Source organism: Kitasatospora sp. NPDC057512 (assembly GCF_042802135.1).
Classification (GTDB): Bacteria; Actinomycetota; Actinomycetes; order Streptomycetales; family Streptomycetaceae; genus Kitasatospora.
This window is the reverse complement of sequence record NZ_JBHVET010000224.1, coordinates 1-11283: the sequence shown is the minus strand read 5'-3', so window position 1 is coordinate 11283 and position 11283 is coordinate 1. Positions and strand designations below refer to the sequence as shown.

The 11283-nt window shown below is 75.3% G+C and carries 9 protein-coding genes; 3 read left to right on the top strand and 6 right to left on the bottom strand.

All coding sequences use genetic code 11. The features are described from left to right. On the bottom strand, positions 1–1366 hold a 1366-nt coding region (locus tag ACFU6K_RS16955; RefSeq protein ID WP_380663770.1), incomplete at its 3' end, for a bifunctional 3'-5' exonuclease/DNA polymerase. Between the two features lie 207 nt (positions 1367–1573). Here ACFU6K_RS16955 and ACFU6K_RS16950 point away from each other — a divergent pair. After that, entirely contained in the window at positions 1574–3598 is a 2025-nt protein-coding gene (locus tag ACFU6K_RS16950) for a M3 family metallopeptidase (RefSeq protein WP_380663768.1), read from the top strand. Between the two features lie 15 nt (positions 3599–3613). On the opposite strand, the gene ACFU6K_RS16945 is transcribed toward ACFU6K_RS16950, so the two are convergent. Both ACFU6K_RS16945 and ACFU6K_RS16940 read right to left on the bottom strand, forming a co-directional pair. After that, on the bottom strand, positions 3614–5071 hold the full coding sequence (locus tag ACFU6K_RS16945; RefSeq protein ID WP_380663767.1) for a cellulase family glycosylhydrolase: 1458 nt from the start codon (positions 5069–5071) through the stop codon (positions 3614–3616). A gap of 88 nt (positions 5072–5159) precedes the next feature. Further along, on the bottom strand, positions 5160–5783 hold the full coding sequence (locus ACFU6K_RS16940; protein WP_049655722.1) for a TetR family transcriptional regulator: 624 nt from the start codon (positions 5781–5783) through the stop codon (positions 5160–5162). Positions 5784–5908: 125 nt separating this feature from the next. Here ACFU6K_RS16940 and ACFU6K_RS16935 point away from each other — a divergent pair, with 125 nt between their 5' ends. Continuing rightward, positions 5909–7135 (top strand): acyl-CoA dehydrogenase family protein, encoded by a 1227-nt coding sequence (locus tag ACFU6K_RS16935; RefSeq protein WP_380663765.1) that lies wholly within the window; start codon positions 5909–5911, stop codon positions 7133–7135. Between the two features lie 79 nt (positions 7136–7214). Here the strand turns inward: ACFU6K_RS16935 and ACFU6K_RS16930 are convergent, their stop codons facing one another. The 3 genes from ACFU6K_RS16930 to ACFU6K_RS16920 all read right to left on the bottom strand — a co-directional run bounded on the left by ACFU6K_RS16930 (position 7215) and on the right by ACFU6K_RS16920 (position 9517). After that, positions 7215–7832, bottom strand: a complete 618-nt coding sequence (locus ACFU6K_RS16930; protein WP_380663764.1) for a hypothetical protein — start codon at positions 7830–7832, stop codon at positions 7215–7217. A 149-nt stretch (positions 7833–7981) separates the two neighbouring features. After that, a complete protein-coding gene (locus ACFU6K_RS16925; protein WP_380663763.1) occupies positions 7982–8791 on the bottom strand; it encodes an enoyl-CoA hydratase/isomerase family protein in 810 nt (269 codons plus the stop codon). A gap of 36 nt (positions 8792–8827) precedes the next feature. Next, positions 8828–9517 (bottom strand): TetR family transcriptional regulator, encoded by a 690-nt coding sequence (locus ACFU6K_RS16920; RefSeq protein ID WP_380663761.1) that lies wholly within the window; start codon positions 9515–9517, stop codon positions 8828–8830. Between the two features lie 152 nt (positions 9518–9669). Here ACFU6K_RS16920 and ACFU6K_RS16915 point away from each other — a divergent pair, with 152 nt between their 5' ends. Then, positions 9670–11247: an MFS transporter gene (locus ACFU6K_RS16915; protein WP_380663760.1), complete on the top strand. Its 1578-nt coding sequence runs from the start codon at positions 9670–9672 to the stop codon at positions 11245–11247. Positions 11248–11283: the final 36 nt, after the last annotated feature.

Sequence of the window (11283 nt, the reverse complement as noted above, 5' to 3'; positions counted from 1 at the left end):
CGGTGAGGTCGAGGAAGTCGGCGGAGGCCGGCGGGCAGACCCGGCCGAGCCGGGAGGCGACCACGCCGCCGTCCTCGCCGGTGCGGGCGGCGGCCTCGACGTAGCCCATCGCGGCCGGGTAGCGGCGGTGCAGGGTGTTCAGCAGCGGGCCGATGTCGCCGCTGGTCTGCCCGTACATGGCGCCGAGCAGGCCGAGCTTGGCCTTGTCCCGGTCGCCCTGGAAGGCCTGGGCGGCGAGCGCCTCGTACAGGTCGCCGCCGGCCGCGGTACGGGCCAGCCCGGCGTCCTGGGAGAGCGCGGCGAGCACCCGGGGCTCCAGCTGGGCGGCGTCGGCGACGACCAGCAGCCAGCCGGGGTCGGCGACCACGGCGCGGCGCAGGATGCGCGGGATCTGCAGGGCGCCGCCGCCGCGGCTGGCCCAGCGGCCGGAGACCACGCCGCCGACCACGTACTCGGGCCGGAACCGGCCGCCGCGGGCCCAGGCGTCCTGCCAGGCCCAGCCGTGCGCGACGTGGATCCGGGACAGCTCCTTGTAGCGGACCAGCAGCCGCGCGGCCGGGTGGTCGATGCCCTTGAGCTCCCAGGAGCGGGTGGAGCCGAGCTGGATGCCCGCCTCGGCGAAGGCGCGCAGCACCTGGGTGTGCGAGTCGGGGTTGAACGGCTTGGCGCCGAGGGCCTGCTGGAGGTCGACGGCGAGCTCCGCGAGGACCCTGGGCTGGGTGCCGGGGACGGTCGGGCGGGGGCCGAGCAGTTCCGTCAGCAGCCGGTCGTGGACGTCGGCCCGCCAGGGCAGCCCGTCGTGGGCCGTCTCGGCGGCCACCAGGGCGCCGGCCGACTCGGCGGCGACCAGCAGCCGGAACCGCTGCCGGGCGCCCGGGTCGGCGATGGCGGCGATCCGGCTCTGCTGTTCGGCGTGGACCGCGACCACGGCCTCCAACGGGTCCGCGCCGGGCGGCAGTTGCAGCCGGTCGGGGGCGAACAGGGTGTCCTGCCCGTCGTCGGCGTCGGCCAGGCCGGGCTCGGGCAGGTCCGCCGGGACGGGCAGGTTCCGCAGCCGCGCCCAGGCGGCGCCGAGCGAGCGCGGCGCGCCGAACCGGTCCTCGTGCGCCAGTAGCAGCGCCTCGACCAGCCGCAGGTCGTGGCAGCGGGCGAGCCGGTCGGGCAGGCGCGGCAGCAGCGGGGCGTACCCGGAGTCGGCGGCGGCCCAGACCCAGCGCGGGTGGTCGGCGGCCTCCCGGGCGGCGACGGCGGTGGCGAGGTCGCGGACGGCCTCCGGCGGGCCGAGCGGCCGGCCCGCGTCGTCCAGCGGCTGGAGCCGGCCGCCGGGGCCGTGCGGATCGGGCGCGAGGGCGGTCCTGGGTGCCACGGGGGCTGCTCCTCTCCGGCGCGCGGTCGGGCGTGCGGGGACGGGTACGGGGACGCGGGCCCGCGGACGGGCACGCCGCGGCCCGCGACCGACGGGCCCGCGCGTCGACGGTAACGGGTGGGTACGACAACGGGCGGCACCCAGGCCCCTGCCAGGGGCGGTAAAAGCACGTGGGCACGGCTGGGGACACGGCGTAGGGTTCGCGAAATGACCGTGAACCCGTTCTTCCAGGCCAGCCCGCTGGTCTACGAGCTCCCGCCGTTCGCCGAGATCCGCGAGGAGCACTACCTGCCCGCGTACGAGCGGGGGATGGCCGAGCAGCTGGCCGAGATCGCGGCGATCACCGCGGACCGGAGCCTGCCGACCTTCGAGAACACCCTGGTGGCCATGGAGCGCTCCGGGGAGCTGCTGCGCCGGGTCGACGCGGTGTTCCGCAACCAGTCCTCCTCGGACACCACCGACGTGCTGGACGAGGTGGAGGCGAAGGTGAGCCCGCTGCTCGCCGCCCACCACGACGCGATCCACCTGGACCTCGCGCTGTTCGCCCGGGTCGAGGCGCTGTACGAGGACCGCGCCGGGCTCGGCCTGGACCCGGAGTCGCTGCGCCTGCTGGAGCGCCGGTACACCGACTTCGTGCGCTCCGGAGCCCGGCTGGGCGCGGCCGAGCAGGCCCGGCTGCGCGAGCTGAACGCCGAACTCGCCGCGCTCGGCACCACGTTCCAGCAGAACGTGAACGCCGCCACCCGGGCCGCCGCGCTGGTCCTGGACTCCGCCGAGGAGCTGGCCGGGCTGTCCGAGGGCGCGATCGCCGGGGCCGCCGAGAACGCCCGGGTGCTGGGCCACGACGGCCGGTACGTGCTGAGCCTGAAGAACACCTCCGGCCAGCCCGAGCTGGCCCAGCTCACCGACCGCGCGGTGCGCGAACGGCTGCTGGCCGCCTCGCTCGGCCGGGGCGTCGAGGCCAACGGCCCGCTGGCGATCCGGATGGCCGGGCTGCGCGCCGAGCGGGCCGCACTGCTCGGGTACCCGAGCCACGCCGCGTACGTGGTGGCGGACGAGACGGCCGGCACCGTCGAGGCGGTCTCCTCGCTGCTGGCCCGGCTGGTGGAGCCGGCGGTGGCCAACGCCCGCCGGGAGGCCGCCGAGCTGGCCAGGGCCGCGGCCGCGGACGGCATCGCGGAGATCGCCGCGCACGACTGGGCGTACTACTCGGAGAAGGTCCGGCAGAGCTCCTACCAGGTGGACGCGGCCGTGCTGCGCCCGTACTTCGAGCTGGAGCGGGTGCTGCGGGACGGCGTGTTCTTCGCCGCGAACCTGGCGTACGGGGTGACCTTCACCGAGCGGCCGGAGCTGACGGCCCACCACCGGGACGCCCGGGTCTTCGAGGTGTTCGAGGAGGACGGCACCCCGCTGGGCCTGTTCATCGGCGACTTCCACGCCCGGGCGTCCAAGCGCGGCGGTGCCTGGATGGACGCGCTGGTGGCCCAGTCCGGGCTGACCGGGCAGCGTCCGGTGGTCCTGAACAACCTCAACATCCCGCGCCCGGCGCCCGGCGAGCCGGTGCTGATGGACTGGGACGAGGTGCGCACGCTGTTCCACGAGTTCGGGCACGCGCTGCACGGGCTGTTCTCGGACGTGTGCTACCCGCTGTTCTCCGGCACCTCGGTGCCCCGGGACTTCGTCGAGTTCCCCTCGCAGGTCAACGAGATGTGGATGGTCCGGCCGGAGGTGCTGGCCAACTACGCCCGCCACCACGCGACCGGGGAGCCGCTGCCGGCCGAGCTGGTCGAGCGGATGACGGCGGCCGAGGGCTTCGGGCAGGGCTTCCGGACGGTGGAGTACCTGGCGGCCACGCTGCTGGACTGGGCGTGGCACACCGTGCCGCGGGGCGAGGAGGTCGCGGACGCCGAGGAGTTCGAGGCGCGGGCGCTCGCCGCGGCCGGGATCGCGGTGGACGCGATCCCGCCGCGCTACCGGACGGCGTACTTCCAGCACATCTTCTCCAGCGGCTACAGCGCCGCGTACTACGCGTACATCTGGTCGGAGGTGCTGGACGCCGACACCGTGCAGTGGTTCGAGAACAACGGGCGCGCGGTGCGGGAGAGCGGCGAGCTGTTCCGGCGCGAGCTGCTGGCGCGCGGGTTCAGCCGGGACCCGCTGGAGTCCTTCCGCGCGGTGGTCGGCCGGGCGCCGGAGACCGGGCCGCTGCTGGCCCGCCGGGGGCTGGTCTGACCGTCGCGGTCGCGGTCACGGTTGTGCCGCGGTGACCGTGACCGTCACGGTTGTGCCCCGGCGGGTGTGCGGGAGCCGGACGCGGACGGTTCCCGCGCGCCCGCCCGTCGGCTGGTCGACCTCGACCCGGGCGCCGGCGGGGGAGACGGCGACCCGGGCCCCGTGCGGGAACGCGGCCGGGGGGAGCAGGAGTTCGCTGCCGCGCCCGGTGCCGTCGGCGCGCCAGCGGACGGTGGCGCCGTCGGTGCGGACGTCGGTGCGGACGTCCGTGCCCGCGACGGCCACCGGGTACGGGCCGAAGGCGGGTTCGTCGCCGGGGGCGGGGCGTCCGGCCGGGTCGAGCGCGCAGTAGCCGCCGTTGCCCCGGCACCAGTACCACATCGTCCAGCCCTCGGCGAAGCCGTCCATCGCGGCGGTCTGACGGCGGACCAGTTCGGTGTTGCCCGGGGTGCGGGAGTCCGGCGGGCCCCACTCGCCGACCAGGACGGGCAGGCGGTGGGCGGCCGGGTAGCCGGTGATCGCGGCGGTGTACCGCTCGACGAAGCCGTCGGCGGGGTTCCAGTCGGCGCCGCCCTCGACCGCGGTGTCGTAGAAGTGCGGCGCGTAGCCGAGCCGGGCCGCGCCGGGGCGGGGGTCGGCGAAGCCGGGCAGGCTGGTGGGCACGCCCTGGCCGACCAGCACGGTCGGCTCGACGAACAGCCAGGCGCGGGAGTCGGCCCGGCGCACGGCGGCGATCAGGCGGCGGTACATGTCGGCCAGCCGGCCCTGCTCCAGGGCGGAGGCGGCGGCGGCCAGCACGGCCGGGTCGCTCGGATCGCCGTCCACCGGGCCGAACGGCTCGTTGAACAGGTCGTAGCCCAGCAGCGAGCGGTGGCCGCGCAGTTCGCGGGCGAGCCGGGTGTAGAAGTCGGCCTGCCAGGCGCGCAGGTCGGGGTCGTCGTAGAGGTGGCGGAACGCGGCCTGGACGGCGGGCTGGAAGTAGCCGGCGAACCAGTCGTCCGGGTCCGGCGTGAACGGCAGGCCGTCGTCCCGGGTGGCCCAGACGGGGACGCCGTTGGTGCCGCCGCCGAACGCCGGTCCGTAGACGTCCTGGTGGAAGTCGACCAGGACCAGCAGGCCCAGCCGGTCGGCCCGGTCGAGGAGGCGCTGGACGCGGTGCAGCTCGGTGGGGTCGAGGCGGCCGCGCCGGGGTTCCAGCCTGGTCCAGGAGACCGGCAGCCGGACCAGGGTGAAGCCCTGGGCGGCGACGGAGTCGAGGTCGGCCGGGGTGGCCTCGGCGTACTTGTCGAGGTTGAAGCCGCGCAGGAGGAGCCGGCGGCCCTGGGCGTCGGTGAGGGCGGTGCGGCCGTCGGCGGCGGTGGCCGTTCCGGTGGGGAAGCGGTCCGGGGGGCCGTCGTGGGCCGAGGCCGGGACGGTGGTGAGGGCGGCGGTGGCGGCGAGCAGCAGGGCGACGGCGGTGCGGCGCAGGCGCATCGGGGACCTCGCACGGCGGGGGGTGGGGGTGGGGCCCGATGATGCCCGGACTGCCGGGCGCAGCACAAGAGTTCAGTCTACGGAGGGTTCAGTCCGCGGCCGGTTCGGGCGCGGTCGGCAGGACGGCGGTCGGCCGGTCCGCGGCGGCGGCCAGCCGGCCCCAGAGCAGGTCGGCCAGCGCCTGCACCATCCGGGCCCGCGAGCAGGGTCTGGTCTCCAACCACCAGTCCCCGGCGGCCAGCACCATGCCGGTGATGCCCCGGCCCCAGGCCTCGGCGAGCAGGTCGCGGTCGGCGCCGAGGTCGACCTGGCTCTGCACGGCCCGGGTGATCTCCTCGGCGATCTGCCGGAGCGCGGGGGCGAGCGCGTTGCCGGCGCCGCTCGGGTCGCCCGGCTCGGGGTGGGTGAGCAGCCGGTAGACCTGGGGGCGGGCCTCGATGCCGGCGAGGTAGGTGTCCAGGACGTGCTCGACCCGGTCGCGGCGCTCCAGCGGCTCGGCGAGGGCGGCCCGGACGGCGGCCAGCAGTCCGCCGGTGTGGCGCTCGGTCAGGGCTCTGATCAGGCCGTTCCGGTCGCCGAAGTGGCGATAGAGGATCGGCTTGGTGATGCCGGCCTCGGCGGCGATGGCGTTCATGCTGGCGCCCGGCCCCTCGCGTTGGACGACCCGGTCGGCGGCGTTGAGCAGTTGCTCGCGGCGGGGCTCTCGGGACATGCGCTGCTCCTCGGAGTTGGGGTCCGTCCGGGCGTTGACACCGGTTACCAATCAGTAGCAGACTCCGACGATGTTACCCGTGGTAACACCCCGGTCGGCCGCACACGTCTTCGGAGGCAAGCCCCATGAGCAGCACGTTCTCGCTGGACCCGGGTGCGGACCAGCTCGCCGTACGCGACTGGCTGCACGGCTTCGCCGCCGACGTGATGCGCCCCGCCGCGGCCGAGTGGGACGAGCGCGAGGAGACCCCCTGGCCGGTCATCCAGGAGGCCGCCAAACTCGGCATCTACTCGCTGGACTTCTACGCCCAGCAGTACTTCGACCCCTCCGGCGTCGGCATCCCGATCGCCATGGAGGAGCTGTTCTGGGGCGACGCGGGCATCGGGCTGTCCATCGTCGGCACCACCCTGGCCGCCGTCGCGGTGCTGGCCAACGGCACCGACGAGCAGATCGGCACCTGGACCCCGCAGATGTTCGGCACCCCGGAGGACGTCAAGGTGGCCGCCTTCTGCTCCTCCGAGCCGGACGCCGGCTCCGACGTCTCGGCGCTGCGCACCCGGGCGGTGTACGACGCGGCCAAGGACGAGTGGGTGCTCACCGGCACCAAGACCTGGGCCACCAACGGCGGGATCGCCGCCGTCCACGTGGTGGTCGCCACCGTCGACCCGGAGCTCGGCGCCAAGGGCCAGGCCTCCTTCGTCGTCCCGCCGGGCACCCCGGGGCTGAGCCAGGGGCAGAAGTTCAAGAAGCACGGCATCCGCGCCTCGCACACCGCCGAGGTGGTGCTGGACGGCGTCCGGGTCCCCGGCAGCTGCCTGCTCGGCGGCAAGGAGAAGCTGGACGAGCGCCTCGCCCGGGCCCGCGAGGGCGTCAAGCGCCCCGGCGGCCGGGGCAACGCGGCGATGGCCACCTTCGAGGCCTCCCGCCCGGCCGTCGGCGCGCAGGCGATCGGCATCGCCCGGGCCGCGTACGAGGTGGCGCTGGACTACGCGAGGACCCGGGAGCAGTTCGGCCGGCCGATCATCGACAACCAGGGCGTGGCCTTCCAGCTCGCCGACATGAGGACCCGGATCGACGCGGCCCGGCTGCTGGTCTGGCGGGCCTCCTGGATGGCGGTCAACAACCAGCCGTTCACGGCGGCCGAGGGCTCGATGTCCAAGCTGTACGCGGGCGAGACCGCCAAGTACGTGACCGCGCAGGCGATGCAGATCCTCGGCGGGAACGGCTTCACCCGGGAGTACCCGGTGGAGCGGATGCACCGGGACAGCGCGATCTACTCGATCTTCGAGGGGACCAGCGAGATCCAGCGGCTGGTGATCGCCCGGGCGATCTCGGGGGTGCCGATCCGCTGACCGGGCGCCGTGCTCGCCGCGGCCGCCCCGGTCGCCCTGGCCGTCCCGGCCGGTGGGCCGCCCGTCAGCGCGCGGCCCGTCAGCGCGCGGCCCAGAAGGTGAGGCCGGCGGCGAGCGCGCCCACCACCGCGCCGACGGCCGTCTGGGCGGCGGTGTGGTCCCGCAGCACCACCCGGGACCACCCGATCAGCGGGACCAGCGCGCCGAGCAGCAGCCAGAGCGGCCCGAGCGCGATGGCGAGGCAGACCACCGCGCCGGTGGCGACGGCGGTGTGCACGGAGACCTTCCACCAGGCGGTGATCACCAGGATCGGGACCAGCGAGGCGAACATCGCCAGCACCAGCGCGGTCAGGTCGGCCGGAGCGTCCAGTCCGATCATCACCGCGAAGCTGAGTAGCACCGAGCCCATGATGAGCGGGAAGAGGGTCAGCCGGCGCTGCCGTCGGCCGACGTGACGGTCCGCCACGGTGCCCTTGCGCATGCCGTGGCCGATGATCAGGGTCGGGACGACGGCGGCGAACAGGGCGGCGAACAGCGCCCAGCCGATGCCCGGCCAGCCGTAGCGGAGGCCGCCCAGCAGCGGGAGCAGCACGAGGATCACGTTCTTCGGCTCCAGGCCGTCGGTGATCCGGCGGGCCAGGGCCGTCCGGCGGGTGGGGGCGGGCGGGGCGGGCACGGCCTCGGCCTCGGTCGTCATCGGGGTGGGTGCTCCGGGGCGGGAAGGGGTGGACGGGTTCTGGTCGGATGATCGTACGTGGGCTGGTGCGACCCCTTCCGCCGGGCCGGGCCCCTGCCGGGCCGGGCCCCTGCCGGGCCCGCACCGTTCCCGCTCGGAAGCGTTCCCGTTCAGAACCGGGCGGGGCGGCCCTCCAGGAAGGCGGCCAGGCCCTCGCGGACGTCCGATCCCTCCCGGGCGCGGAGCAGCCAGGGGGCCAGGACCTCGTCGGCCCGCTCGGGCGGGGCGTCCAGGACGGCCTTCGCCGCGCCGACGGTCCGGGCGGAGCGAAGGGTCAGCAGCCGGGCGAAGTCCAGTGCGGCGGCGTCCAGTTCGGCGTCCGGCAGGACGCGTTCGGCCAGGCCGAGCGGCAGCGCGTCCCGGCCGGCCACCAACTCGCCGGAGAACAGCAGGTACTTGGCCCGGGCCGGGCCGATCAGCCGGGCCAGCCGTACGGTCGGCACCGCCGGGTAGACCACGCCGAGCTTGGCCGGGGTGATCCCGAGCCGGGCGTCCTCGGCGACGAACCGCAGGTCGCAGGCGACGGCCAGCTGGCAGCCGCCGCCGACGCAGGCGCCGTGCACGACGGCGAGGGTCGGGTGCGGGAAGGCCGCCAGCGCCTCCTCGGCGGCGACGTTGGTCGCGTGGTAGGCCTCCGCGCGGTCCGGATCGCCGTACACCTCGGAGAGTTCGGCGATGTCCGCGCCCGCGCTGAAGGTGTTGCCGGCGCCGGTGAGCAGCAGGACGCGCACGCCCGGGTGGCCGGCCAGCTGATCCAGCACCTTGGGCAGCGCCTGCCAGATCGCGAGGGTCACCGCGTTGCGGCGGTGCGGGCGGGCGAACTCCAGGACGGCGACGCCGTCCTGGCCGACGTACGCGTTGAGGCCCTCGGCCCGCGCGGGCAGGGCGGAGCGGTCCCGCGTGAGCAGCGGCTGGTCCATGCGCACCTCCGGGTCGGTCGTGGTGCGCCAACTCTCTCAGGCGGCGCGGGTGCAGTAGTCGCCGAGGCCGTGTTCGAGCAGGGCGAAGGCCCGGCGGGCCTCCTCCAGGACGGCGGGCAGGGCGTCGGCGGCGCGCTCGCCGGCCAGCATCCGCCGGTGGTTGGCGGCGATCAGCGCGACCCGGACGGCGAGCAGCTGGGCGGTGGCGACCCGGGCGGTCAGCTCGTCGTGGGCCGGGTCCTGGGCGAGCAGTTCGGCGGAGAGCGCGGCGTGCGCCAGCCGGTCGAAGCCGTGGGTGGCGCGGGCGGTCAGCGCGGGGGTGCGGTGGATCAGCCGGACCACGTCGAGCACGATCCGGTCGTCGTTCAGTCCGGCGGCCGGGTCGAAGCGCTCCAGTGCGGCGAGGAACTGCTCGCGCAGCGCCGTCACCGCCGAGGTGCCCGGGGCGCGGTCGCGCACCGCCTGGGCCGGCTCGTCGAGGTGCTGCTCCATCGGGCCCATGACCAGGTCTTCCTTGGTGGGGAAGTAGTTGAAGACGGTCATCTTGGACACCTCGGCGGCGGCGGCGATCTCCGCGACCGAGACCTGGTCGAAGCCGCGTTCGGTGAACAGCGCGACGGCCGTGCGGAAGATCCGCATGCCGGTCTGGAACTTCTTGCGCTCGCGCAGCGGGAGGGCGTCGAGGTCGACGTCGGGGCCGAAGTCCTGTGCGGGTCGCATCGCCATGGGGGAACTGTACCAGGCTCAAATGTTGACTCGGAAGAAAGATTGGTCGGGATGAAGAATTGACCGGGTCAAAAAACGCTGCCATGGTGAGGGCGTGCCGCCGGCCGCCCCGGCCCCGGTGCGAACCCGACGGACCCTGGGGGGACTCGACCATGGCCACCACCGCCGCTGCCGCTCTACCTGCCGCCGCATCCGCGCCGCCGGATGCCGCGCTGATGACCACGGCCCAGCGCAAGCTGGGCATGCTGCTCTGCCTGGTCACGATCGTGCTGGCGGTGCTCGACATGAACATCGTGTCGGCCGCCACCGTGCCGATCGTCCGCGACCTCGACCCCGTCCACGGCGTGGACCGGCTGCCCTGGCTGGTCAGCGCGTTCGCGCTGGCCGCCACCGCGCTGCTGCCGCTGTACGGCAGGCTCTGCGACGTGTACGGCGCCAAACGCGTGCTGCTCGGGGCCATCGGGACCTTCCTGCTCGGCTCGGCGCTCTGCGGGGCGGCGCGGTCGATGGACCAGCTGATCGCCTTCCGGGCGGTGCAGGGCATCGGCGGCGGCGGGCTGATGAGCGTCACGATGGTGGTCATCGCCCAGTTCAAGGACCCGGAGGAGCGCGGCGGCGCCAAGGGCGGGGCGATGGGCGGGATCGTCGCGGGCCTCGGCATGGCGGTCGGCCCGCTGATCGGCGCGCTGTTCACCGACCACCTCGGCTGGCGCTGGATCTTCTACGTCAACCTGCCGCTCGGCCTGCTGGTGCTGGTCGGCGTCGCCCTGGTGGTCAAGCTGCCCCCGGCGACCGGCCGCCGGAGCCTGGACTTCGTCGGCGCGGCCCTCGCGGCGGCCTTCGCGACCGGGCTGCTGCTGGTCACCGAGTGGGGCGGCAAGGACCACGCCTGGACCTCCCCGGTGATCCTCGGGCTCGCCGCCGCCACCCTGGCCGCGTTCGGCCTCTTCCTGTGGCGGCAGGCCACCGCCGCCGAGCCGGTGCTGCCGCTGTCGCTGTTCCGGATCCGCGCGGTGCGGCTGGGCTTCGCGATCCAGGGGCTGGTCGGGATGGGCATGGTCGGCTCGATCATGTACGTGATGCTCTACCTGCAGATCGCCCGGGGCGTCGCCCCGACCTCGGCCAGCCTCTACCTGGTCCCGATGGCGGCCGGGATGACGGCGGCCGGCCTGCTGGTCGGCCGGCTGACCGGGCGCGGCCACCCGCCCCGGACCTTCCTGGCGGCCGGCGCGGCCTGCGCCACGCTCGCCCTCGCCCTGCTCGGCCTCAGCGGGCCGGACACCGGGCTGTGGGCCGTGCTGGCCGAACTCGCCCTGCTGGGTTGCGGGCTGGGGCAGCTGATCGGCCAGCTGGTCACGGTGGTGCAGGAGACCGCGCCCCGGCACCAGCTGGGGGTGGCGACCACCGGGATCCGGTTCTTCCAGAGCCTCGGCAGCGCGCTCGGCGCGGCGCTCTTCGGCACCGTGCTGACCCGGGTCTTCGAGGCGGGCGAGCCGGGGCGGCCGCTCGGCGCGGTCCGGGCGCTGACCGGGGCGGCGCGCGAGCACGCGGTGCGCAGCTTCACGGACGCGGTGGACGTGGTCTTCCTGTCGGCGGGCGGGGTGCTGGCGCTGGCGCTGGTGTGCGTGCTGCGGCTGCGGCCGGCCGACCTGGCGGGGCCGGCCGAGCTGTCGGGTCCGGCCGGGGCGGCGGGCCCGACCGGGGCGGCGAGGGTGGCGTCGGCCGCCTGACGGGTCGGCGGCCGACGGGCCGGTGGGCCGCTGGGC

Bases quoted from the DNA above. Each gene is read 5' to 3' on its own strand.
- ACFU6K_RS16925 (WP_380663763.1), bottom strand. From the start codon at position 8,791: ATGGACCAGCCGCTGCTCACGCGGGACCGCTCCGCCCTGCCCGCGCGG.
- ACFU6K_RS16915 (WP_380663760.1), top strand. From the start codon at position 9,670: ATGGCCACCACCGCCGCTGCCGCTCTACCTGCCGCCGCATCCGCGCCG.
- ACFU6K_RS16945 (WP_380663767.1), bottom strand. From the start codon at position 5,071: ATGCGCCTGCGCCGCACCGCCGTCGCCCTGCTGCTCGCCGCCACCGCC.
- ACFU6K_RS16950 (WP_380663768.1), top strand. From the start codon at position 1,574: ATGACCGTGAACCCGTTCTTCCAGGCCAGCCCGCTGGTCTACGAGCTC.
- ACFU6K_RS16930 (WP_380663764.1), bottom strand. From the start codon at position 7,832: ATGACGACCGAGGCCGAGGCCGTGCCCGCCCCGCCCGCCCCCACCCGC.
- ACFU6K_RS16940 (WP_049655722.1), bottom strand. From the start codon at position 5,783: ATGTCCCGAGAGCCCCGCCGCGAGCAACTGCTCAACGCCGCCGACCGG.
- ACFU6K_RS16920 (WP_380663761.1), bottom strand. From the start codon at position 9,517: ATGGCGATGCGACCCGCACAGGACTTCGGCCCCGACGTCGACCTCGAC.
- ACFU6K_RS16935 (WP_380663765.1), top strand. From the start codon at position 5,909: ATGAGCAGCACGTTCTCGCTGGACCCGGGTGCGGACCAGCTCGCCGTA.